Source organism: Bacillus cereus group sp. MYBK5-2 (assembly GCF_051915685.1).
Taxonomy (GTDB): Bacteria; Bacillota; Bacilli; order Bacillales; family Bacillaceae_G; genus Bacillus_A; species Bacillus_A cereus.
This window is the reverse complement of record NZ_JBQAFE010000009.1, coordinates 189,480-214,481: the sequence shown is the minus strand read 5'-3', so window position 1 is coordinate 214,481 and position 25,002 is coordinate 189,480. Positions and strand designations below refer to the sequence as shown.

Sequence of the window (25,002 nt, the reverse complement as noted above, 5' to 3'; positions counted from 1 at the left end):
TGATCAGGTTGATAGGTTCGAGGTGGAAGCATGGTGACATGTGGAGCTGACGAATACTAATAGATCGAGGACTTAACCATATAATATGTAGCAATGTTATCTAGTTTTGAAGGAATATGCCTTCATAGTTTGGTGATGATGGCAGAGAGGTCACACCCGTTCCCATACCGAACACGGAAGTTAAGCTCTCTAGCGCCGATGGTAGTTGGGACCTTGTCCCTGTGAGAGTAGGACGTCGCCAAGCAAGAACCTAAGTTATTTTGACTTAGGTTTTTTTGTGTTTATTTTTATTTACCGAATGCTATAATCCGTAAATTTAATAAAGCTACAGACGAAAAAAGAATGAAGTAGAGACTCTTTAAAATAATAGTAATGATTTTTTGTGTTCCTGATTTTCCTAATGTCGCTAAAGTAATACTTAAAATAGGACACATTATTTCTATCATAAGTATATATTTTAAATAATGAGATGCTATAAATATTTAATAATTACAGAAATTACTGCAATAGAGAAAAATAAATAGGATAATAGCATAGTTCTTTCTTTAACAGTTATCCTCCTTAGAAATTAAATCGTTATAATAATACAAGAGTGTATATATTTTGATTAAAAACATACTGAAGTGCTATTTAAACGATAAATACATAAAATAGATCTCTAGAAATATATATTCTAATTCCCTTTTCTTCTTGTATATAGTTGCAATTCTTCTTTTGAATATAACTAAAACACGAACGTTATTGACTGCTAATAAAAAAACATTCGATTATTTATTGACATTGTTTATGAAATATTGTTAATATAGCCATAGAAACAATAATATAAGACCTCATATAATCGCGGGGATATGGCCTGCAAGTCTCTACCTAACGACCGTTATTCGTTAGACTATGAGGGAAAGTCACTCGGTATTTTTCTATTCACAAGGGATACGTATGCCTGAGTAGAGCGCTTTCTCTCATAGTAAAAGAGAAACTGTTCTATTTCAGGCTTTTTTTATTTGAATCGGGGGGATTCTAATATGAAATCACTAGTTGGAGTCATAATGGGAAGTACGTCAGACTGGGAAACAATGAAATATGCTTGTGACATTTTAGATGAATTAAATATACCGTATGAGAAAAAAGTTGTATCCGCTCATCGGACTCCGGATTATATGTTTGAATATGCAGAGACGGCTCGTGAACGTGGATTGAAAGTTATTATTGCTGGAGCTGGTGGAGCAGCACATTTACCAGGAATGGTTGCAGCGAAGACAAATCTTCCTGTAATTGGAGTTCCAGTTCAATCAAAAGCATTAAACGGCTTAGATTCATTATTATCCATCGCCCAAATGCCAGGAGGTGTTCCAGTTGCAACTGTTGCAATTGGTAAAGCCGGTTCAACGAATGCTGGATTACTTGCCGCACAAATACTTGGATCATTTCATGATGATATACATGATGCATTAGAATTGAGACGAGAAGCGATTGAAAAAGATGTGCGTGAAGGTAGTGAGCTAGTATGACGAGAATCATTTTACCTGGAAAAACAATCGGTATTATTGGAGGCGGCCAGCTAGGAAGAATGATGGCATTGGCAGCTAAGGAGATGGGATATAAAATTGCTGTTTTAGATCCTACAAAGCATTCGCCATGTGCACAAGTTGCTGATATTGAAATTGTTGCACCATATGATGATTTAAAAGCAATTCAGCATTTAGCAGAGATAAGTGATGTTGTCACATATGAATTTGAGAATATTGATTATAGATGTTTACAATGGCTTGAAAAACATGCGTACTTACCACAAGGTAGTCAGTTGTTAAATACAACGCAAAATCGTTTTACAGAAAAGAATGCGATTGAGAAGGCTGGGTTACCAGTAGCAACGTATAGATTAGTTCAAAATCAAGATCAGCTTACAGAAGCAATTGCTGGGTTATCATTCCCTTCCGTCTTAAAAACGACGACAGGTGGATATGATGGGAAAGGGCAAGTTGTTTTAAGAAGTGAAGCTGATGTTGAGGCAGCAAGAAATCTTGTGGATAAAGCAGAATGTATTTTAGAGAAATGGGTGCCTTTTGAAAAAGAAGTATCAGTTATTGTGATTCGTAGTGTAAGTGGTGAAACAAAAGTGTTTCCAGTAGCAGAAAATATTCATGTAAATAACATTTTACATGAATCTATCGTTCCAGCTCGCATTACAGAAGAGCTTTCTCAAAAAGCAATTGCGTATGCAAAGGTACTTGCGGATGAATTAGAACTTGTGGGAACACTAGCTGTAGAGATGTTTGCTACAGATAATGGTGAGATTTATATTAATGAATTAGCGCCAAGACCTCACAATTCAGGACACTATACACAGGATGCATGTGAAACGAGTCAATTTGGTCAACATATTCGAGCAATCTGTAATTTACCTCTAGGAGAAACAAATTTGTTAAAACCAGTTGTCATGGTAAACATTTTAGGCGAACATATAGAAGGGGTCCTAAGACAAGTGAATAGATTAACCGGGTGCTATTTACACTTGTATGGAAAAGAAGAAGCAAAAGCACAGCGAAAAATGGGGCATGTTAATATTTTAAATGATAATATTGAAGTCGCTCTAGAAAAAGCGAAGAGTTTGCATATTTGGGACCATCAAGAACAACTGTTGGAGGGAAAAAGATGATTAGTCGTTATACACGCCCTGAAATGGGTGCGATTTGGACGGAAGAGAACAAATTTAAAGCGTGGTTAGAAGTTGAGATTTTAGCTTGTGAAGCATGGGCTGAGCTTGGCGATATTCCAAAAGAAGATGTTAAAAAAATTCGTGAACATGCATCATTTGATATTGATCGTATTTATGAAATTGAAAAAGAAACACGTCATGACGTAGTTGCATTCACTCGTGCTGTATCAGAAACGCCAGCATTAGGCGAAGAACGTAAATGGGTTCATTACGGTTTAACATCTACAGATGTAGTAGATACAGCATTATCTTACATCTTAAAACAAGCGAATGAAATTATATTAAAAGACTTAGAGAACTTTGTAAGCATTTTAGCTAACAAAGCGAAAGAGCATAAATACACAATCATGATGGGAAGAACACACGGTGTTCATGCAGAACCAACGACATTTGGTTTAAAACTTGGTCTTTGGTATGAAGAGATGAAACGTAACGTAGAGCGTTTCAAACAAGCTGCTGATACAGTTCGTGTTGGTAAACTATCTGGTGCGGTTGGTACATATGCAAATATCGATCCATTCGTAGAAAAATATGTTTGTGAAAATTTAGGATTAGAAGCAGCACCAATTTCAACACAAACATTGCAACGTGATCGTCACGCACACTACATGTCAACACTTGCACTAATTGCAACATCTATCGAAAAGATGGCAGTTGAGATTCGTGGTTTACAAAAGAGTGAAACACGTGAAGTTGAAGAAGCTTTCGCAAAAGGTCAAAAGGGTTCTTCTGCAATGCCACATAAACGTAATCCAATTGGTTCTGAAAATATGACTGGTTTAGCTCGTGTTATCCGCGGTTATATGATGACAGCTTACGAAAATGTTCCATTATGGCATGAGCGTGACATTTCTCACTCTTCGGCAGAACGCGTAATTTTACCAGATGCTACAATCGCATTAAATTACATGTTAAATCGCTTTGGTAATATCGTTAAAAACTTAACTGTATACCCAGAGAATATGAAACGTAATATGACAAGAACATACGGCTTAATTTATTCTCAGCGCGTAATGCTTACACTAATCGACAAAGGTATGGTACGTGAAGAAGCTTATGATATCGTACAGCCTAAAGCGATGGAAGCTTGGGAAACACAAGTACAATTTAAAGAGCTTGTAGAAGCTGATGAGCGTATTACAAGCAAGTTAACACAAGAAGAAATTAATGAATGCTTCAACTATGAGCATCATATGCAACACGTTGATACAATCTTTGAACGCCTTGGATTAAACGAAGCGTAAAATTTCATATGGCACAGAATAGAGTCATTCTGTGCCATTCTTTATAAAAATATTATTCACATTTTTCAAACTACAGGGGGCTTGCGAAATGCAAAAGCTAGAATTGCTGTATGAAGGTAAGGCAAAAAGAATTTATCGTACAGAATCAGCAGATATGGTTTGGGTAGAGTACAAAGATAGTGCGACTGCTTTCAATGGGGAGAAAAAAGAGACGATTACAGGAAAAGGTCGTTTGAACAATGAAATTACAACTTTATTGTTCAGAAAGTTACAAGAAGTGGGAATTAAAACACATTTTGTTGAGAAGTTATCTGAAACAGAACAACTTGTTAAAAAAGTGAGTATTATTCCTTTAGAAGTTGTCACAAGAAATGTAATTGCAGGAAGTCTTTCAAAACGATTAGGAATGGAAGAGGGAACTGTACTTGCAGAACCAATCGTAGAATTTTACTTCAAAGATGATGATTTAGGAGATCCGCTTGTAACGGAAGATCATATTCGTGTATTAAACGTTGCATCGCCAGAGCAAGTAAGTGTATTACGAGATATGGCTCTACAAATCAATCAAGTGTTGATTGATCATTTCGCAAGCTGTCGTGTAAGATTAGTAGATTTCAAATTAGAGTTTGGTGTAACGGAAGAAGGAGAAATCATTTTAGCGGATGAAATTTCACCAGATACTTGCCGTTTATGGGATGAAACGAGCAATGAAAAGTTTGATAAAGATGTATTCCGTCGTGATCTTGGAAATTTAACAGATGCTTATGAAGAGATTTTAAAACGTTTAGGGGGAATTTCACATGTATAAAGTTAAGGTATATGTAACATTAAGAGAAAGCGTATTAGATCCACAAGGAACAGCAGTAAAAGGAGCACTTCATAGTCTTTCATTCACAGAAGTACAAGACGTTCGAATCGGAAAGTACATGGAACTAACAATTGATAAATCTGTATCTGATTTAGATAGCAAGGTAAAAGAAATGTGTGAAAAACTATTAGCGAACGTTGTAATGGAAGACTTCCGTTATGAAGTTGAGGAGGTTGTCGCACAGTGAAATTTGCCGTAATAGTATTTCCGGGTTCGAACTGTGATGTCGATATGTTCCATGCAATTAAAGATGAGCTTGGCGAAGAAGTAGATTACGTTTGGCACGATACAGAGAATTTAGATGAATATGACGCAATTCTACTACCAGGTGGATTTTCTTATGGTGACTACTTACGCTGCGGTGCTATCTCTCGCTTTGCTAATGCAATGAAAGCAGTGCAAAAAGCTGCTGAGCAAGGAAAGCCGATTTTAGGTGTATGTAATGGATTCCAGATTCTTGTTGAATCAGGATTACTACCAGGAGCGTTAATGAGAAACGAAAACTTAAAATTTATGTGTCGCACTGTTCAGTTACGTGTTGAAAATAATGAAACGATGTTTACATCACAATATGGAAAAGATGAAATAATTAATATTCCAATCGCGCATGGTGAGGGGAATTACTATTGTGATGAAGCGACTCTTAAACAATTAGAAGAGAACAATCAAATCGCATTCCGTTACGTAGAAAACCCTAACGGTAGCGTTTCAGATATTGCTGGTATTGTAAATGAAAAAGGAAATGTACTTGGTATGATGCCACACCCAGAGCGTGCTGTAGATGAATTACTTGGCGGTGCTGAAGGGTTAAAAGTCTTTCAATCTATCTTAAAACAGTGGAGGGAAACATATGTCGTTAATGCTTGAACCAAATCCAACACAAATTAAAGAAGAGCGTATATATGCGGAAATGGGGCTAACAGACGAAGAGTTTGCCATGGTTGAAAAGATTTTAGGTCGTCTGCCAAATTATACAGAAACAGGGTTATTCTCTGTAATGTGGTCTGAACATTGTAGTTATAAAAATTCAAAACCAGTTCTTCGTAAGTTTCCAACGACAGGTGAGCGCGTTCTGCAAGGACCTGGAGAAGGTGCTGGAATTGTAGATATCGGTGATAATCAAGCAGTTGTATTTAAAATGGAAAGTCATAACCATCCTTCAGCTATTGAACCATATCAAGGAGCTGCAACAGGTGTTGGTGGTATTATTCGTGACGTATTCTCTATGGGAGCACGTCCGGTAGCTCTATTAAACTCACTTCGTTTCGGTGAATTACAGTCACCACGTGTGAAATATTTATTCGAAGAAGTAGTAGCAGGAATTGCAGGATACGGTAACTGCATCGGTATTCCGACTGTTGGCGGCGAAGTACAATTTGATCCATGTTACGAAGGAAATCCACTTGTAAATGCAATGTGCGTAGGTTTGATTAACCACGAAGACATTAAAAAGGGACAAGCACATGGTGCTGGTAACACAGTAATGTACGTAGGAGCATCAACTGGTCGTGACGGTATTCACGGTGCAACATTCGCGTCGGAAGAACTATCTGAAAGCTCAGAAGCGAAACGTCCAGCGGTTCAAGTAGGGGATCCATTTATGGAAAAACTTCTTATTGAAGCGTGTTTAGAATTAATTCAATCTGATGCACTTGTTGGAATTCAAGATATGGGTGCGGCTGGTTTAACATCATCTTCTGCAGAAATGGCAAGTAAAGCAGGAATGGGTATTGAAATGTACTTAGATGATGTACCACAGCGTGAAACAGGAATGACACCATATGAAATGATGCTATCTGAATCACAAGAGCGTATGTTAATTGTCGTGAAAAAAGGTAGAGAACAAGAAATAGTAGATTTATTTGAGAAGTATGGTCTTGCAGCGGTTACGATGGGGAAAGTAACAGAAGATAAAATGCTTCGTTTATTCCATAAAGGTGAAAAGGTAGCTGAAGTTCCAGCAGATGCTTTAGCAGAAGAAGCACCAATTTATCATAAGCCATCAAAAGAAGCAGCATACTTTGCTGAATTCCAAGCAATGAAAATGGAAACGCCAAAAGTAGAAAATTATAAAGAAACGTTATTCGCTTTATTACAGCAACCAACAATTGCAAGTAAAGAGTGGGTATACGATCAATACGATTACCAAGTTCGCACAAGCACAGTTGTTACGCCAGGTTCAGATGCTGCAGTTGTACGTGTACGCGGTACAGAAAAAGGATTAGCAATGACGACAGATTGTAACTCTCGCTACATTTATCTAGACCCAGAGATGGGCGGTAAAATTGCAGTAGCAGAGGCAGCGCGTAATATCGTATGTTCTGGCGGAGAGCCACTTGCAATTACAGATTGCTTAAACTTCGGTAACCCAGAAAAACCAGAAATCTTCTGGCAGATTGAGAAATCAGTAGACGGTATGAGTGAAGCTTGTCGCACATTACAAACACCAGTTATCGGCGGAAACGTATCGATGTATAACGAGCGTAGTGGTGAAGCTGTATATCCAACACCAACTGTTGGGATGGTCGGACTTGTGCATGACTTAAAACATGTAACAACACAAGAGTTTAAGCAAGCTGGTGATTTAGTGTATGTAATTGGTGAGACGAAAGCTGAGTTTGGCGGAAGTGAATTACAGAAAATGATTCACGGCAAAATTTTCGGTCAATCACCAAGTATCGATTTAGATGTAGAATTAAAACGCCAAAAACAAGTATTAGAAGCAATTCAAGCTGGTCTTGTTCAATCTGCACATGATGTTGCTGAAGGTGGTTTAGCAGTTGCGATTTCAGAAAGTGCAATTGGTGCTAAAGGCTTAGGTGCTACTGTGAAATTAGATGGAGAAGCAACAGCAGCATTATTCGCTGAATCACAGTCTCGCTTCGTGATAACTGTAAAACGTGAAAATAAAGAGGCGTTTGAGAAAGTGGTAGAAGCAATCCAAGTTGGAGAAGTAACAAGTACAAATGAAGTAACAATTCATAATGAAGAAAATGAAGTATTACTTACAGCAAATGTAGATGAAATGAGAAAGGCTTGGAAAGGGGCAATCCCATGCTTGCTGAAATAAAGGGGTTAAACGAAGAATGTGGCGTTTTCGGAATTTGGGGGCATGAAAATGCAGCACAAGTTTCATACTACGGATTGCACAGTTTACAGCACCGTGGGCAAGAAGGCGCAGGCATTGTCGTAAATAATGGGGAAAAAATCGTCGGTCACAAGGGGTTAGGTTTAATATCAGAAGTGTTTTCAAGAGGTGAGCTAGAAGGATTAAATGGAAAATCAGCAATCGGACATGTACGATATGCAACAGCTGGTGGAAGTGAAGTTGCTAACGTTCAACCATTGTTGTTCCGTTTTTCCGATCATAGTATGGCGTTAGCTCATAACGGAAATTTAATTAACGCAAAAATGCTTCGTCGTGAATTAGAAGCAGAGGGCAGTATTTTTCAAACTAGTTCAGATACAGAAGTACTTTTACATCTTATTAAACGTAGTACGAAAGATTCTTTAATTGAAAGTGTAAAAGAAGCTTTAAACAAAGTGAAAGGTGCGTTTGCGTATCTTTTACTAACTGGAAATGAAATGATCGTTGCATTAGATCCGAATGGGTTCCGTCCGCTTTCAATTGGAAAGATGGGGGATGCTTACGTTGTAGCATCTGAAACATGTGCTTTTGATGTAGTAGGTGCAACATACATTCGTGATGTAGAACCGGGTGAATTACTTATCATTAATGATGAAGGAATTCACGTAGATCGTTTCACAAATGATGTAGAACATGCAATTTGTAGTATGGAATACATTTACTTTGCACGACCAGATTCTAATATTGCAGGCGTTAACGTTCATGCAGCACGTAAGAATATGGGGAAACGTTTAGCGGCAGAAGCTCCTATTGAAGCAGATGTTGTTACTGGTGTACCAGACTCTAGTATTTCAGCTGCGATTGGCTATGCGGAGGCGACAGGTATTCCATATGAGTTAGGATTAATTAAAAATCGTTACGTTGGACGTACGTTTATTCAACCTTCTCAGGAACTGCGAGAGCAAGGGGTTAAGATGAAGCTTTCCGCAGTAAGAGGTGTAGTTGAAGGGAAACGAGTTGTTATGATTGATGACTCTATCGTAAGAGGAACGACAAGTAAACGAATTGTTCGTATGCTTCGTGAGGCTGGAGCGACAGAAGTTCACGTAAGAATTGCTTCACCACCTCTGAAATATCCATGTTTCTATGGCATTGATATTCAAACGAGAAAAGAATTAATTGCAGCAAATCATACAGTAGAAGAAATCCGTGAAATGATCGGAGCAGATTCTTTAACATTTTTAAGTGAAGATGGATTAGTAGATGCAATTGGACGTCCATATGAAGGGAAATATGGCGGCCTATGCATGGCTTACTTTAATGGGGACTATCCAACAGCTCTTTATGATTATGAGCAAGAGCTTTTAGAAAGCATGAAATAAGAAAAGTGAGAAAAGCTTCTACTTCTTTTGATGTAGGAGCTAGATCCTTTCTTAAAATAGCCCGCCCTGGATGGGGAGAAATTAAAAGACGAGGTGTAAATAACGATGGCGAATGCATATAAGCAAGCAGGAGTAGATATTGAAGCTGGATATGAAGCGGTATCTCGCATGAAAAAACACGTACAAACAACTATGAGAAAAGAAGTACTAGGCGGTTTAGGCGGTTTTGGAGGTATGTTTGATCTATCAAAATTTGCATTAGAAGAACCTGTATTAGTATCTGGAACAGATGGCGTGGGAACGAAATTGATGCTCGCTTTTATGGCAGATAAACATGACACAATTGGTATTGATGCAGTAGCAATGTGTGTAAATGATATTGTTGTCCAAGGAGCAGAGCCGCTTTTCTTCCTTGATTATATTGCTTGTGGTAAAGCTGAACCTAGTAAAATTGAAAACATCGTCAAAGGTATATCAGAGGGCTGTCGTCAAGCTGGTTGTGCATTAATCGGTGGAGAAACAGCTGAAATGCCAGGAATGTATTCTACGGAAGAATATGATTTAGCTGGTTTTACAGTTGGGATTGTTGATAAAAAGAAAATTGTAACAGGTGAAAAGATTGAAGCTGGTCACGTGCTAATTGGCTTAGCATCTAGCGGTATTCATAGCAATGGTTACTCTTTAGTACGAAAAGTGTTATTAGAAGATGGGGAACTATCTTTAGAGCGTATTTATGGCCGCTTAGAACTACCTCTTGGTGAAGAATTATTAAAACCAACGAAAATTTATGTCAAACCTATTTTAGAACTATTGAAGAAACATGAAGTATACGGTATGGCGCATATTACAGGTGGTGGATTTATTGAAAATATTCCACGCATGTTGCCAGAAGGAATCGGTGCTGAGATTGAACTAGGATCTTGGGAAATTCAGCCGATCTTTAGTTTGCTTCAAGAAGTTGGAAAACTGGAAGAGAAAGAAATGTTCAATATTTTTAACATGGGTATTGGTATGGTAGTAGCAGTGAAGGAAGAAGATGCAAAAGATGTTGTTCGTCTTCTTGAAGAGCAAGGAGAAATGGCTCGTATTATTGGACGTACTATACAAGGAGCTGGCGTTACTTTTAATGGGGGCACAGCACTATGAGTAGATTAGCAGTTTTTGCTTCTGGAAGTGGATCTAACTTTCAATCTCTCGTTAATGCGGTAGAAGAAAAAAGATTGGATGCAGAAATTAGTTTATTAGTATGTGATAAACCAGAAGCACGAGCTGTTGGACGGGCAAATTATCATCATATTCCGTGTTTTGCTTTTTCAGCGAAAGCATATGAGTCAAAAGAAGCGTTTGAAAAAGAGATATTAAAGAAGCTAGAAGAATATGAAATTGATTATGTTATTTTAGCTGGATATATGCGTTTAATCGGGCCGACGTTACTAGAAGCATACGGCGGGAAGATTATTAATATTCATCCATCATTACTACCGAGCTTTCCGGGTAAAGATGCTGTCGGTCAAGCGTTAGAAGCAGGTGTGAAAGTAACTGGAGTAACAATTCATTATGTAGATGCAGGTATGGATACAGGGCCAATTATTGCACAAGAAGCAGTGGTTGTTTCTGAAGGGGATACGAGAGAAAGCTTACAAAAGAAAATTCAACAAGTTGAACATAAATTATACGTAAATACAGTGAATCAAATTGTTCAGTCTGTGAAAGAATCAACTGTTAACTAACATACAACCAGGGGTGAAGGATAAATGAAAAAGCGTGCATTAGTAAGTGTTTCAGATAAAACAGGAGTAGTAGAATTTGTTAAAGGGTTACTAGAACAAGGGATTGAAGTTATTTCAACAGGTGGTACGAAAAAGTTACTAGAAGAAAATGGCTTACAAGTAATCGGCATTTCTGAAGTAACTGGTTTCCCTGAAATTATGGATGGCCGTGTGAAAACATTACATCCAAATATTCATGGTGGTCTATTAGCAGTTCGTGATAATGAAACACATGTAACACAAATGAATGAGTTAGGTATAGAGCCAATTGACTTTGTTGTTGTTAACTTATACCCATTTAAAGAAACAATCGCTAAGCCTGATGTAACATTTGCTGATGCAATTGAAAATATTGATATCGGTGGCCCAACAATGATTCGCTCTGCTGCGAAAAATCATAAATTCGTATCGGTAATTGTAGATCCAGTAGATTATGATATTGTGTTAGCAGAACTGAAAGAGAACGGTGAAGTAGCAGAGGAAACAAAACGTAAACTAGCAGCGAAAGTATTCCGTCATACAGCAGCGTATGATGCGTTAATTTCTAACTACTTAACAGAGCAAATGGGTGAAGAAAGTCCAGAAACATTAACTGTGACATTTGAGAAAAAGCAAGACTTACGCTATGGCGAGAACCCACATCAAAAAGCAACTTTCTATAAAGCGCCATTCGCAGCAACGTCTTCTGTTGCATACGCAGAACAATTACACGGTAAGGAATTATCGTATAACAATATTAATGATGCAGACGCAGCGCTTAGCATCGTAAAAGAATTTACAGAACCAGCAGTAGTAGCAGTAAAGCATATGAATCCATGTGGTGTTGGAGTAGGAACTAATATTCACGAAGCATATACTCGTGCTTATGAAGCAGATCCAGTATCAATCTTCGGCGGTATTATTGCAGCAAATCGTGAAATTGATAAAGCTACAGCAGAAAAGTTACATGAAATTTTCTTAGAAATTGTTATCGCACCTTCGTTCTCGCAAGAAGCTTTAGAAGTGTTGCAAAGTAAGAAGAACTTACGTTTATTAACTATAAATATTGAAAAAGCGACAAGTGCAAGCAAAAAACTAACTTCTGTACAAGGTGGACTTCTCGTTCAAGAGGAAGATACGTTATCATTAGATGAAAGTACAATTTCAATTCCAACGAAACGTGAACCTTCAGAGCAAGAATGGAAAGATTTAAAACTAGCTTGGAAAGTTGTAAAACATGTGAAATCAAACGCAATTGTTTTAGCGAAAGATGACATGACAATTGGTGTCGGTGCGGGACAGATGAACCGTGTAGGTTCTGCAAAAATCGCAATTACACAAGCTGGTGAAAAAGCACAAGGTAGCGCGCTTGCATCTGATGCTTTCTTCCCAATGCCAGATACATTAGAAGAAGCAGCAAAAGCAGGAATTACAGCAATCATTCAACCGGGCGGATCAATCCGTGATGAAGATTCTATTAAAGTGGCAGATACTTATGGGATTGCTATGGTGTTCACTGGCGTACGTCATTTCAAACACTAATAGAGGATGTTTAAAAAGTCCGGTTAAGATAACCTTCGCATGTCGTCGTTGCATCGCCAGTGCGGTACTCATGTAGGAAAGCTACACTCCGTGTCCTCCTGGCAAATGCGCCTAGACCTGCTCGGTTCTCTTAATCCTCCTTTTTAAACCTTTATTAATATGGATGTTTAAAAAGTCCGGTCGAGATAACCTTTTATTGATATGAAAAAGCAAACTAGGAGCATAGCTTCTAGTTTGTACTTATTTAATTATTGGGGGATGAAATATGAATGTTTTAGTAATTGGCCGCGGTGGGCGTGAGCATGCTTTAGCTTGGAAGTTTGCACAATCTGAAAAAGTAGAAAAGGTATATGTAGCACCAGGTAATGAAGGTATGAGAGATGTTGCAACACCAGTTGATATTGATGAAAATGATTTTGATGCATTAGTTTTATTTGCAAAAGAGAATAATGTTGAGTTAACTTTCGTTGGACCAGAAATTCCGCTTATGAATGGAATTGTTGATCGTTTTAAAGAAGAGGGACTTCGCATATTTGGTCCGAATAAAGCGGCTGCTGTTATTGAAGGTAGTAAAGCTTTTACAAAAGAGCTTATGAAAAAGTATGATATTCCAACTGCGGCGTACGAAACTTTTACAGATTATGAAGAAGCAGTACAGTACATTCAAAAAGTTGGTGCACCAATCGTTATTAAAGCTGACGGCCTAGCTGCTGGTAAAGGTGTAACGGTAGCGATGACGCTTGAAGAGGCATTACAAGCTGTGAAAGAAATGCTGCAAGATGTGAAATTCGGCGCGGCAAGTAAGAAGGTTGTTATTGAAGAGTTTTTAGATGGACAAGAATTTTCATTAATGGCATTCGTGAATGGAACAACTGTACATCCAATGGTAATCGCCCAAGATCATAAAAGAGCTTTTGATGGTGATAAAGGTCCAAATACGGGTGGAATGGGTGCATATTCTCCAGTACCACAAATTCCAGAATCAGCAGTTCAAGAAGCGATTCAAACCGTATTGCATCCAACTGCTAAGGCGATGATTGAAGAAAACCGTTCGTTTACAGGTATTTTATACGCAGGTCTTATTTTAACAAATGATGGTCCGAAGGTAATTGAATTTAATGCACGCTTCGGTGATCCTGAAACAGAAGTTGTATTACCTCGATTAGAAAACGATTTAGTTGATGTATGTAACGCTGTATTAGATGAAAGTGAACTAACGTTACAATGGTCAGAAGAAGCGGTAATCGGTGTTGTACTTGCTTCTAAAGGATATCCAGAAGCATATAAAAAAGGTGATATTATTAGCGGACTAGATGCACTGCAAGATGTGATTGTTTTCCATGCAGGTACAGCAATGAAACATGGGGACTTTGTAACGAACGGTGGCCGTGTATTATTTGTTGCTTGTAAGGCAAATAGTTTACAAGAAGCAAAAGATAAAGTATATAAAGAAATCGGTAAAATTGAGAGTGATGGTCTATTTTATCGAAGTGATATAGGATATCGTGCAATTGGGCATGAGATGACGAAAAGTTAATATGTAAAAATCCCGCTGAGGAATCAGCGGGATTTTTTATGCATCTTTATCTTTTTTTAATTTCCCTTTTTGCTTTGCCATTTCTCGAAGTAAATACTCGATGTGTGCATTGACGCTACGAAATTCATCATTTGCCCATTTTTCGATGACTGCGTGTAATTCAGGATCAATACGTAATGGAAAGCTTTTCTTTTTAGCCATAATTACTTATAGCCCTTAGTATAGGCTTCCTGTATTAATAACTGGTTGCGCACCTTTATCTGAAACGATGGCAACTAATAAGTTGTTTACCATATTTGCTTTACGCTCGTCATCGAGTTCTAGTACGCCTTCTTCATCTAACATATGGATGGAATCTTTCGCCATCTTCACAGCACCTTCAACAATTTCTTTTCTAGCAGCTAATACTGCTTTTGCTTGCTGGCGTTGTAGCATTGCATGGGCAATTTCTGTTGCGTAAGCTAAGTGCGTTAAACGAGTTTCTAATACTTCTACACCAGCAATTTCAAGACGCGCCTCTAACTCACGTTTTAATTCTTCAGAGATTTCTTCAGTATTTCCGCGTAACGTAACGCAGGTTTCATCTTGGAAATTGTCATAAGGATATTTTGTTGCAACATGGCGGATTGCCGTTTCGCTTTGAATTTCTACAAATCGATCATAATGTTCAACACCAAACATTGCTTTTGCAGAATCAACAACTTTATATACGATAACAGCTGCAATTTCAATTGGATTTCCATCAACGTCATTTACTTTTAATTTTTTACTGTTAAAGTTTTCAACACGTAAAGATACAGTTTGACGGAATGCGAACGGAATCGTTAAAAATAAACCGTTTTGACGAATTGTTCCTAAATAATTACCGAAGAACGTAATAACCTTCGCTTGATTCGGTTGAACAATACCGATACCTGTAGCGAGAACTGCGGCTAATATAATAGTTAGTGCCGCTCCTATGAAAATTTCTTGTGCAAGGAAAAATACACCGATAGCAGCTAAAATCAAAATTCCAATAATACCGAGAAAACCATTTACATAAAATACTTGTTTTTCTTTCATATGATCGCCTCCTGATATAAAAATGATATCACTTTTATATCATTTTAAGCAAGAGGTATGCACCTAATTTTCTGAATTTTATTGATTGATATCTTTTATATACATTTTAAGGTCAAAAAAGAGAATGTACGTTCTGTTTTATGGTAAAATAAAGAAGACTTAACCGCCCACTGCAGCAGCTAAGTCCCTTTGAGAGCATCTTGCATCGTGACAAATGATTCAAAGCGGTTTTGCCAGGATTATATTTTCAATCGCTGACTCAATCTCTTTGTCAGAAGCGTCATAACTTCCTTTTGACTTTGGTTTGTCATGAGTGGAAGTTTGATTCACTTCTTCTTTAGCATGTCCTTTTTCAGCAAAATTCATGCTAGGCATTTTAAATGCCCCCATATTCATGTATTTTCCGAATTTCCACATTTCAACAACAGGGCAGAAACGAACAATTCCTTCTGCAACTTTCATTGCACCAATCCATAGAAAAATGTTAGACCAAGTGCACCACGGCTTGCGTACAAGTTTAGTTGCACTACATCCGAAGAGGACAAGCCCAAGTGTAATTCGAATTAGAGCGTTTATTGTCCCGATATTTTGCTTCATTAGAAAAACACTCCTTTTTATGAAAGTTGAAATAGATAATACTATTTCTTTTATTAGTATCCCGTTTGATTTTTGGGATATGTAATCCAACATTTGACGTGGAAAAAGATGTTGGAATGTGCGTGTGTGTAAGTAACTTTTTTTGTTATAATGAAAGAATGCATAAAAGGAACTTCAAAATTAAATCCTCTAGTTTAAAAAATATGGAAGAGGTAATTCCAAACTTAATTCTCCGTTTTAAACAAATATTTAAGATGAAGTTAAAACAATAATGATGAAAATAAACTGTTATTTTGAACAGAAATATATATAACTAGAGAAAAGGAAGGGTGTTTTCATGTACGATATTTCCGGATGGAAACATGTATTTAAGCTTGATCCAAATAAGGAGTTAAGCGATGAACATTTAGAAATGATTTGTGAGTCTGGAACTGATGCGGTTATTGTAGGCGGAAGTGATGGAGTTACAATTGATAACGTATTACACATGCTAGTTAGCATTCGTAGATATGCAGTTCCTTGTGTATTAGAGGTTTCTGATGTAGAAGCAATTACACCAGGATTTGATTTTTATTACATCCCAAGTGTTTTAAATAGCCGAAAAGTAGAATGGGTAACAGGTGTTCATCATGAGGCATTGAAAGAATTTGGGGATATTATGGACTGGGACGAAATTTTTATGGAAGGGTATTGTGTTTTAAATCCAGAAGCGAAAGTAGCCCAGCTTACAGAAGCGAAATGTGATTTAACAGAAGATGACGTTATTGCATATGCTCGTTTAGCAGACAAGTTATTACATTTACCGATATTTTATTTAGAATATAGCGGTACGTATGGAGATGTTGAACTTGTTAAAAATGTAAAAGCAGAATTGAAACAAGCTAAGTTATACTATGGCGGTGGTATTTCTAATGCAGAACAGGCGAAAGACATGGCACAATATGCTGATACAGTAGTTGTTGGAAATATTATTTATGATGATATAAAATCGGCGTTAAAAACAGTTAAAGCAGTAAAAGGAGAGTAGGTGCAGGCGTATATGAGTATGACAGATAGATTATTAAACGGTTTAAATCCACAGCAACAAAAAGCAGTCCAAACAACGAATGGACCACTTCTATTAATGGCAGGTGCAGGTAGTGGTAAGACACGTGTGTTAACACATCGTATTGCGTATTTACTTGGTGAAAAAGGTGTAGCACCATGGAATGTACTAGCTATTACCTTCACAAATAAAGCAGCTCGTGAAATGCGTGAGCGTATTGATACACTTGTGGGACCAGAAGCAGAAGATATTTGGATTTCGACGTTCCACTCTATGTGTGTACGTATTTTACGACGGGATATCGATCGTATTGGTATTAATCGTAACTTTACAATCTTAGATTCAGGCGATCAGCTAACTGTAGTCAAAAAAATTATGAAAGAGCGCAATATTGATCCGAAGAAATTTGAGCCGCGCTCTATTTTAGCGGGTATTAGTAATGCGAAAAATGAACTGTTATCTGCGGATAAATATGCAAAAAAAATTACAATGGCTGATCCATATGAAAAATTAACGAGCGATGTATACACAGAGTATCAAAAACGTCTTTTGAAAAATAATTCATTAGACTTTGATGATTTAATTATGACCACGATTCAGTTATTTGAACGTGTTCCAGAAGTATTAGAGTTTTATCAGCGTAAGTTCCAATATATTCACGTTGATGAGTATCAAGATACGAACAAAGCGCAATATCTTCTTGTTAAACATTTGGCAGCGCGTTTTAAAAATCTTTGCGTTGTAGGTGACTCTGACCAGTCTATTTATCGCTGGCGTGGTGCAGATATTTCTAATATTTTGTCGTTCGAAAAAGACTATGAGAATGCACAAGTAATTTTGTTAGAACAAAACTATCGTTCGTCACAAAATATTTTAAATGCAGCGAATGCTGTTATTGAAAAAAATACAAATCGTAAGCCGAAGAAATTATGGACAGACAATCAAGTTGGAAGTAAAATCTCGTATTATCGTGCTGCAACTGAAAAGGACGAGGCGTATTTTGTTGCGAAAAAAATTCGTGACGATATTCAAATGGGGAAACGAAAATATACTGATTTTGCAGTGTTATATCGTACGAATGCTCAGTCTCGTATGGTCGAGGAGATTTTCCTTAAATCTAACATTCCGTACAAAATTGTCGGGGGTACGAAGTTCTACGATCGTAAAGAGATTAAAGATATTTTGGCGTACTTACGTTTAATCGGTAATCCAGATGATGAAATTAGTTTTGCACGTATTATTAACATGCCAAAGCGTGGTATTGGTGCGACTTCTATCGATAAAATTATTAATTACGGTGTGCAAAACGGAATTTCATTAACTGCTGTATTTGATGAAATTGAGCATGTTGGAGTAAGTGCAAAAATTACAAAGGCAGTAAAAGAATTTGCGAATTTATTAAATAACTGGGTAAATATGCAAGAGTATTTATCTGTTACAGAATTAGTAGAAGAAGTTATTGAAAAAACAGGCTATCGCGATATGTTGAAAAATGAACGTTCTTTAGAAGCGGAAGGCCGTTTAGAAAACTTAGACGAGTTCTTATCTGTTACGCAAACATTTGAATCTCAAAGCGAAGATAAGAGCCTTGTTGCATTCTTAACAGATTTAGCACTTGTTGCTGATATTGATCGTGTAGATGAAGACCCAACTGCTGGTGAAGAAGTTATTTTAATGACGATGCACTCAGCGAAAGGATTAGAGTTCCCGGTTGTCTTTATTGTTGGCTTAGAGGAAGGGATATTCCCTCATACTCGTTCTCTTATGGAAGAGGATGAAATGCAAGAAGAACGTCGTCTTGCTTATGTAGGTATTACTCGTGCAGAAGAAGAGCTATATTTATCTAACGCGCAAATGCGTACATTATTTGGTAGAACAAGTATGAACGCTGCGTCTCGATTCATTACAGAAATCCCGACAGAACTAGTGGAATCATTAAATGAAACAGCGCCAAAGCGTGAAACATCGTTTGGTGCAAAAGGCAGAACGGCAAGTAGCGGCAAAACGACAATCACAACGACAACACGCTCTCGTTCAGCTTTCGCGCGCCCTGCAGCTAAGACGACAGGCGGCGAACAAATTGGCTGGGCAGTAGGAGATAAAGCTTCCCACCAAAAATGGGGAGTCGGTACAGTTGTAAGTGTAAAAGGTGAAGGTGATGCAAAAGAATTAGATATTGCATTCCCAAGCCCAATTGGTGTTAAACGTTTGTTAGCAAAATTTGCACCTGTGACGAAACAATAGAAAGGAATGAGGATATGTCAAAAGAGATAGCAAAAAAACGTATAGAAGAACTGCGTGATTTATTAAATACATTTAACTATCAATATCACGTATTAGACAATCCTTCTGTTTCTGATGCGGAATATGACCGTAATATGCAGGAGCTTATAAAATTAGAAGCAGAGAACCCAGAGTTTATGAGTGAAGATTCTCCCTCCGTTCGCGTTGGGGGGACTGTTCTTGATATATTTGAAAAAGTAACACATAAGTCACCAATGTTAAGTTTAGGAAATGCATTTAACGAAGGAGATTTACGTGATTTCGACAGAAGAGTACGTCAAGGAATTGATGGTGCGAATGTAAGATATATATGTGAATTAAAAATTGACGGGCTTGCCGTTTCGCTTCATTATGAAAAAGGACGCTTCATTCAAGGGGCGACACGTGGTGATGGTGTAACGGGTGAAGATATTACTCAAAATTTAAAAACGATTAAAGCTATCCCACTTCGTTTAAATGAAGAAGTAACGTTAGAAGCACGAGGCGAAGCTTATATGCCGAAGCGTTCATTCGTTAAACTAAATGAAGAAAAAGAGCAAAATGGAGAAGATGTATTTGCGAATCCGCGTAATGCAGCAGCAGGTTCAATACGTCAACTTGATCCGAAAATTGCAGCGAAGCGTAACTTATCTATGTTTGTGTACGGTCTTGCGAATGTAGAAGAAAAAACAATTCCATCACATAGTGAATCGCTTGATTTCTTAGGTGAACTTGGATTTAAGACAAATCCGAATCGCCGTACATGTGAAACAATTGAAGAAGTTATAGCTTATGTAGAAGAATGGCAAGAAAAACGTCCGCATCTTGATTATGAGATTGATGGAATCGTTATAAAAGTAGATGATGTTGCCCTTCAAGAAAGTTTAGGAACTACAGCGAAGAGTCCAAGATGGGCGATTGCTTATAAATTCCCGGCTGAAGAAGTTGTAACGAGATTAACAGGCATTGAATTAAGTGTTGGCCGAACAGGAGTTGTAACACCGACTGCAGAACTAGAGCCAGTGAGAGTTGCTGGTACAATTGTTCGTCGTGCTTCTTTACATAACGAAGATTTAATTCGTGAAAAAGACATTCGAATTGGTGACTACGTTGTTGTGAAGAAGGCTGGAGATATTATTCCTGAAGTTGTGAACGTTATTTTTGATAAGCGTACTGGTGAGGAAGAAGAATACCGCATGCCAACTCTTTGTCCAGCATGTGAGAGTGAACTTGTTCGTTTAGAAGAAGAAGTAGCACTTCGTTGTATAAATCCAACTTGTCCTGCTCAAATTCGAGAAGGGTTAATCCATTTCGTTTCAAGAAATGCAATGAATATTGATGGACTTGGGGAACGTGTCATTACACAACTCTTTGATGCTGATTACATTCGTACATTTGCTGATTTATATGCATTGACGAAAGAGCAATTATTACAGTTAGAACGTTTTGGTGAAAAATCAGCAACAAACTTAATACAAGCAATTGAAAATTCTAAAGAAAACTCGTTAGAGCGATTATTATTTGGTCTTGGAATTCGCCACGTTGGAGCGAAAGCAGCACGTACATTTGCAGAGCACTTTGAAACGATGGATGAGCTTGTAAAAGCAACGGAAGAAGAACTAAAAGCAATTAATGAAATTGGCGAAAAAATGGCTCAATCTGTTGTGACATATTTTGATAATGAAGATGTATTAGAGTTATTACAGCAGTTTAAAGAGTATGGCGTGAATATGACATACAAAGGTATAAAAATTGCAGATTTACAAAATGTTGAATCTTACTTCGCAGGAAAAACGGTTGTTTTAACAGGTAAGCTAGAAGTTATGGGGCGAAGTGAAGCGAAGAAGAAGATTGAGGCATTAGGTGGAAAAGTAACGGGAAGTGTTAGTAAGAGTACGGATTTAGTTGTTGCAGGTGAAGCGGCTGGTTCGAAATTAGCACAAGCGGAGAAACATAATGTTGAGGTTTGGAATGAAGAGAGGTTCTTACAAGAGCTAAATAAGTAAGAGGTGCAAACTTACCATGAAAAAAATAGCATTAGCGGTATTAAGCCTTGGCCTACTTGTAAGTGGGTGTAGTGCAGGTGCCGACAAAGATGAAAAAGTGGCTGAGAAATCGGGGAAAGCAAAAGAACAATCAGTTGTTCCAAAATACGCTATTTCGGATGAATATTATAAGACGACTATTCCATTTGATGGTGGAAAGGCACGTGGTTTAGTCGTGCAAGGGTTAAATAGTCGTCTTGATATAGATGAATTTGAAACAGGGTTAATGCGAATTGCAAAAGAATCATTTAGTACGAAAGATAATTTTTTAAAAGGCGGAAAAGCTCTAGATACTCAAACTATACAGATGCTTGTTAAAAGAAAACGTACAGATGCTGAACAAAAGGAACTAGAGGACAAATTAAAAAAAGATGCAGTTAAATTTCCTAATATAGGATTAAACCCTGCATTAGGAACAGGATCCGAATCACTAGAAGTGAAAAATAAAAAAAATCCAATATATATTTCGAATATTTTAGAGCATGATTATTATGTGAAAAAAGGCGATAACGACGAGGAACGCGTTGGTATGGTAGTTGGATTAGCGATGAATTCTGTTCAATATTTTAACGAAGAGCATGGTTATCCACGTGAAGCTGCGATCCCGGATGAAAAGATGTTAGCTGAAGGGAAAAAAATGGCGCAAGAAATTTTGAAAGTCATACATCAAAAAGAACCTGAAACCAAAAATATTCCAATAACATTTGCGATTTATCGCCAAGCTCCAAAGTCTTCGCTCGTGCCAGGTAATTTTGTTTCTTATGCGAATGTTGAAAAAGGTAGTGAAACGGTTGAAGATTGGAAACAAATTAATGAAAAATATTATTTGTTCCCATCAGAGCAAGCGAAAACAGATAATAAACGTGAAGACCTTGCAAGAGTATCCAACTTTAAGGCAAAACTAAGCGATTATTTCCAAGGCGACTATACAGCTGTTATTGGTACTGGTATGTATAGAGATGATGAATTAAGAGAAATGAAGCTTGATATTCCTGTCCAGTTTAATGGAAAAGCTGAAATAGTTGGGTTTACACAATATGTGGCAGGGCTTGTTATGGAATACTTCCCGAATTATATGAAAGTACAAGTAACGATTAAATCTGTAGAACGCCCAGAAGCTATTATTATACGTGAAGCAAAACAAGATGAACCACTTGTGAAGATTTTAGATTAAATATGAAGGCTGTTCCTCTATGGAACAGCTTTTTTTCTTATGTAATTTTGTTATAATTTAAAATGTTGTAAAAAATAGGGGTAAGGGGTAAATCTCATGGAAGAATTAAGTTTTCAAGTCATTATTTTATTAATTGCATTCGGTTTTTTAGCAGCTTTTATTGATTCCGTTGTTGGAGGAGGAGGGTTAATTTCGCTTCCTGCACTTATGTTTGTTGGCTTATCGCCAGCTTCGGCAATTGCAACGAATAAATTAGCGGCAACAATGGGGACGTTTACGAGTGCGATGTATTTCATTCGATCAGGAAAAGTTGATTTTAAAATTGTAGGAAAGTTAATCCCGTTAACTATTGTTGGAGCTGTTGCAGGTGCTTTAGTAGTAAAATTTATTCCACCGGATATTTTACGCCCATTAGTACTTGTAATGTTGGTATTTATTGCTATTTATATTATTGCAAAAAAGAATTGGGGAAGTGTGTCTACCTATAAGAAGATGACGCAAAGAAAAACATTAATATTTTTCTTTGCTATTTTAATGATAGGATTTTATGATGGATTTTTTGGACCAGGGACAGGGTCGTTTTTAATTTTTGCATTTTTATTAATTGGCTTGGATTTTATTCAAGCGGCAGCATCTGGAAAACTTTTGAACTTTGTTAGTAATATTGTATCTTTAATTACTTTTTTATTTTTAGATATAATTCATTTTGAATATGGTATTATCATGGGATTATCAATGATCTTAGGTGCTTATTTTGGATCGAAGTTTGCGGTTCAAAAAGGTGTTGGATATGTAAGGACTTTATTTTTATTGGTTACTATATTATTGATCGGGAAAAATGTTTTGGAATATACTCATATTTTGTAGATTCATACGCATGTATGAATCTCTTTTTTTTATTATATTTTAAAAATTTATTAATTTTTAAAATATAAGTCTAGGAATATTTGAATAAATCTAAATTATCGTGTAGAATAATGTTGTAAAATGTAAACGTTTTTCTAAGGGGAGGCTAAAAAAAATGGTAGTAGCATACAAACATGAGCCATTTACAGATTTTTCAGTGGAGGCTAACAAATTAGCGTTTGAAGAAGGTTTAAAGAAAGTAGAATCTTATCTTGGACAAGACTATCCATTAATTATTGGGGGAGAAAAAATCACTACAGAAGACAAAATTGTTTCTGTAAACCCTGCAAATAAAGAGGAACTTGTTGGTCGTGTTTCAAAAGCAAGCCGTGAGTTAGCTGAAAAAGCAATGCAAGTAGCGGATGAAACATTCCAAACTTGGAGAAAATCAAAGCCAGAAATGCGTGCAGATATTTTATTCCGTGCTGCAGCAATCGTTCGTCGCAGAAAACATGAATTCTCTGCTATTCTTGTAAAAGAAGCAGGTAAGCCATGGAATGAGGCAGATGCTGATACAGCAGAAGCAATCGATTTTATGGAATATTATGGTCGTCAAATGTTAAAATTAAAAGACGGTATTCCAGTAGAAAGCCGTCCAATTGAATATAATCGTTTCTCTTACATTCCATTAGGAGTAGGTGTTATCATTTCTCCTTGGAACTTCCCATTCGCAATTATGGCAGGTATGACAACAGCTGCTTTAGTTTCTGGTAACACAGTATTACTAAAACCAGCTAGTACAACTCCTGTAGTAGCAGCGAAATTTATGGAAGTATTAGAAGAAGCTGGCTTACCAGCTGGCGTAGTAAACTTCGTTCCAGGTAACGGTTCTGAAGTTGGTGACTACTTAGTAGATCATCCTCGTACACGTTTCGTAAGCTTCACGGGATCTCGTGATGTAGGTATCCGCATCTATGAGCGTGCAGCGAAAGTAAACCCAGGACAAATTTGGTTAAAACGCGTTATCGCTGAAATGGGCGGTAAAGATACAATCGTTGTTGATAAAGAAGCAGATCTTGAATTAGCAGCTAAGTCTATCGTTGCATCAGCATTCGGATTCTCAGGACAAAAATGTTCTGCATGTTCTCGTGCAGTAATCCATGAAGATGTATATGATCATGTATTAAATCGTGCTGTTGAATTAACAAAAGAATTAACAGTTGCTAACCCAGCAGTATTAGGTACAAACATGGGTCCTGTTAATGACCAAGCTGCATTCGATAAAGTAATGAGCTATGTTGCAATTGGTAAAGAAGAAGGTAGAATCTTAGCAGGTGGCGAAGGAGACGATTCTAAAGGCTGGTTCATCCAACCAACAATCGTTGCTGACGTTGCAGAAGATGCTCGCTTAATGAAAGAAGAAATCTTCGGACCAGTAGTAGCATTCTGTAAAGCGAAAGACTTCGATCATGCACTTGCAATTGCAAATAATACGGAATACGGTTTAACAGGTGCTGTTATTACTAACAACCGTGACCATATTGAAAAAGCACGCGAAGACTTCCACGTTGGTAACTTATACTTCAACCGTGGATGTACTGGTGCAATCGTAGGTTACCAACCATTCGGTGGCTTTAACATGTCTGGTACAGACTCTAAAGCTGGTGGACCTGATTACTTAGCACTTCACATGCAAGCAAAAACTACTTCTGAAACTTTATAAGAAATAGTAGAGGAGCTCTTCACAGAATGTGAAGAGCTCCTTTTAAAATTGAAATCCTATATACTACCATCGTTCGAAGGGAATGAGCTAAAACCTATTAATAGCGGGATAAACATGTGAACA

At 37.3% G+C, this 25,002-nt stretch carries 21 protein-coding genes, 1 rRNA gene, 1 pseudogene and 1 riboswitch; of the genes and pseudogenes, 19 read left to right on the top strand and 4 right to left on the bottom strand.

The features are described 5' to 3' along the window. Positions 1–128 precede the first annotated feature (128 nt). A 5S ribosomal RNA gene (rrf, locus tag ACTFP3_RS24765) occupies positions 129–244 on the top strand. A 43-nt stretch (positions 245–287) separates the two neighbouring features. Here rrf and ACTFP3_RS24760 read toward each other — a convergent pair. Further along, positions 288–535 (bottom strand): annotated as a pseudogene (locus ACTFP3_RS24760) (hypothetical protein). Between the two features lie 275 nt (positions 536–810). Beyond that, positions 811–912, top strand: a riboswitch (purine riboswitch). A gap of 110 nt (positions 913–1,022) precedes the next feature. On the opposite strand from ACTFP3_RS24760, the gene purE reads away from it, so the two are divergent. The 12 genes from purE (at position 1,023) to purD (ending at position 14,125) form a co-directional block, all read left to right on the top strand. Then, positions 1,023–1,508 carry a 5-(carboxyamino)imidazole ribonucleotide mutase gene (purE, locus tag ACTFP3_RS24755; protein ID WP_000839365.1) on the top strand — a complete coding sequence of 162 codons (486 nt, stop codon included), beginning with the start codon at positions 1,023–1,025 and terminating at the stop codon, positions 1,506–1,508. Further along, positions 1,505–2,656 (top strand): 5-(carboxyamino)imidazole ribonucleotide synthase, encoded by a 1,152-nt coding sequence (gene purK, locus ACTFP3_RS24750; RefSeq protein WP_000196774.1) that lies wholly within the window; start codon positions 1,505–1,507, stop codon positions 2,654–2,656. The genes purE and purK overlap by 4 nt, the downstream gene beginning before the upstream one ends. Beyond that, on the top strand, positions 2,653–3,960 hold the full coding sequence (gene purB / locus ACTFP3_RS24745; RefSeq protein ID WP_000625682.1) for an adenylosuccinate lyase: 1,308 nt from the start codon (positions 2,653–2,655) through the stop codon (positions 3,958–3,960). Before purK ends, purB begins: the two co-directional genes overlap by 4 nt. 88 nt (positions 3,961–4,048) lie before the next feature. Then, entirely contained in the window at positions 4,049–4,768 is a 720-nt protein-coding gene (gene purC / locus ACTFP3_RS24740; RefSeq protein ID WP_001170544.1) for a phosphoribosylaminoimidazolesuccinocarboxamide synthase, read from the top strand. Beyond that, entirely contained in the window at positions 4,761–5,015 is a 255-nt protein-coding gene (gene purS, locus ACTFP3_RS24735) for a phosphoribosylformylglycinamidine synthase subunit PurS (RefSeq protein WP_000278823.1), read from the top strand. Before purC ends, purS begins: the two co-directional genes overlap by 8 nt. Continuing rightward, entirely contained in the window at positions 5,012–5,695 is a 684-nt protein-coding gene (gene purQ, locus ACTFP3_RS24730; RefSeq protein WP_000666786.1) for a phosphoribosylformylglycinamidine synthase subunit PurQ, read from the top strand. Before purS ends, purQ begins: the two co-directional genes overlap by 4 nt. Next, positions 5,679–7,898 (top strand): phosphoribosylformylglycinamidine synthase II, encoded by a 2,220-nt coding sequence (gene purL, locus ACTFP3_RS24725; RefSeq protein ID WP_000055564.1) that lies wholly within the window; start codon positions 5,679–5,681, stop codon positions 7,896–7,898. The genes purQ and purL overlap by 17 nt, the downstream gene beginning before the upstream one ends. After that, positions 7,883–9,298: an amidophosphoribosyltransferase gene (gene purF / locus ACTFP3_RS24720; RefSeq protein ID WP_000879025.1), complete on the top strand. Its 1,416-nt coding sequence runs from the start codon at positions 7,883–7,885 to the stop codon at positions 9,296–9,298. The genes purL and purF overlap by 16 nt, the downstream gene beginning before the upstream one ends. A 105-nt stretch (positions 9,299–9,403) precedes the next feature. Continuing rightward, the gene (gene purM, locus ACTFP3_RS24715; protein ID WP_001262439.1) at positions 9,404–10,444 is read left to right on the top strand and encodes a phosphoribosylformylglycinamidine cyclo-ligase; all 1,041 of its coding nucleotides are present in this window, start codon (positions 9,404–9,406) and stop codon (positions 10,442–10,444) included. Next, positions 10,441–11,028, top strand: a complete 588-nt coding sequence (gene purN, locus ACTFP3_RS24710) for a phosphoribosylglycinamide formyltransferase (protein WP_000088589.1) — start codon at positions 10,441–10,443, stop codon at positions 11,026–11,028. Before purM ends, purN begins: the two co-directional genes overlap by 4 nt. Positions 11,029–11,052: 24 nt before the next feature. Further along, positions 11,053–12,588 carry a bifunctional phosphoribosylaminoimidazolecarboxamide formyltransferase/IMP cyclohydrolase gene (purH, locus tag ACTFP3_RS24705; protein WP_000745434.1) on the top strand — a complete coding sequence of 512 codons (1,536 nt, stop codon included), beginning with the start codon at positions 11,053–11,055 and terminating at the stop codon, positions 12,586–12,588. Positions 12,589–12,853: 265 nt separating this feature from the next. Continuing rightward, positions 12,854–14,125 (top strand): phosphoribosylamine--glycine ligase, encoded by a 1,272-nt coding sequence (purD, locus tag ACTFP3_RS24700; RefSeq protein ID WP_440011478.1) that lies wholly within the window; start codon positions 12,854–12,856, stop codon positions 14,123–14,125. A 36-nt stretch (positions 14,126–14,161) separates the two neighbouring features. Here purD and ACTFP3_RS24695 read toward each other — a convergent pair whose 3' ends face one another. From ACTFP3_RS24695 to ACTFP3_RS24685, 3 genes are all read right to left on the bottom strand, one after another. Further along, entirely contained in the window at positions 14,162–14,326 is a 165-nt protein-coding gene (locus ACTFP3_RS24695; RefSeq protein WP_001085171.1) for a toxin-antitoxin system HicB family antitoxin, read from the bottom strand. 15 nt (positions 14,327–14,341) lie between these two features. Continuing rightward, positions 14,342–15,187 (bottom strand): SPFH domain-containing protein, encoded by an 846-nt coding sequence (locus ACTFP3_RS24690; RefSeq protein ID WP_000660669.1) that lies wholly within the window; start codon positions 15,185–15,187, stop codon positions 14,342–14,344. A 219-nt stretch (positions 15,188–15,406) separates the two neighbouring features. Continuing rightward, positions 15,407–15,784 carry a YgaP family membrane protein gene (locus ACTFP3_RS24685; RefSeq protein WP_000812346.1) on the bottom strand — a complete coding sequence of 126 codons (378 nt, stop codon included), beginning with the start codon at positions 15,782–15,784 and terminating at the stop codon, positions 15,407–15,409. Positions 15,785–16,121: 337 nt separating this feature from the next. Between ACTFP3_RS24685 and ACTFP3_RS24680 the strand changes: the two genes are divergently transcribed. The 6 genes from ACTFP3_RS24680 (at position 16,122) to pruA (ending at position 24,879) form a co-directional block, all read left to right on the top strand. Beyond that, complete coding sequence (locus tag ACTFP3_RS24680; protein WP_000272097.1) at positions 16,122–16,811, top strand: heptaprenylglyceryl phosphate synthase; 690 nt, start codon at positions 16,122–16,124, stop codon at positions 16,809–16,811. A gap of 12 nt (positions 16,812–16,823) precedes the next feature. Then, positions 16,824–19,073, top strand: a complete 2,250-nt coding sequence (gene pcrA / locus ACTFP3_RS24675) for a DNA helicase PcrA (protein WP_002164784.1) — start codon at positions 16,824–16,826, stop codon at positions 19,071–19,073. Positions 19,074–19,087: 14 nt separating this feature from the next. After that, a complete protein-coding gene (ligA, locus tag ACTFP3_RS24670; RefSeq protein ID WP_440011475.1) occupies positions 19,088–21,097 on the top strand; it encodes an NAD-dependent DNA ligase LigA in 2,010 nt (669 codons plus the stop codon). A 16-nt stretch (positions 21,098–21,113) separates the two neighbouring features. Continuing rightward, complete coding sequence (locus tag ACTFP3_RS24665; RefSeq protein WP_000717027.1) at positions 21,114–22,310, top strand: CamS family sex pheromone protein; 1,197 nt, start codon at positions 21,114–21,116, stop codon at positions 22,308–22,310. 96 nt (positions 22,311–22,406) lie between these two features. After that, entirely contained in the window at positions 22,407–23,177 is a 771-nt protein-coding gene (locus tag ACTFP3_RS24660; protein ID WP_000391974.1) for a TSUP family transporter, read from the top strand. A 154-nt stretch (positions 23,178–23,331) separates the two neighbouring features. Next, a complete protein-coding gene (gene pruA, locus ACTFP3_RS24655) occupies positions 23,332–24,879 on the top strand; it encodes an L-glutamate gamma-semialdehyde dehydrogenase (RefSeq protein WP_000259555.1) in 1,548 nt (515 codons plus the stop codon). Positions 24,880–25,002: the final 123 nt, after the last annotated feature.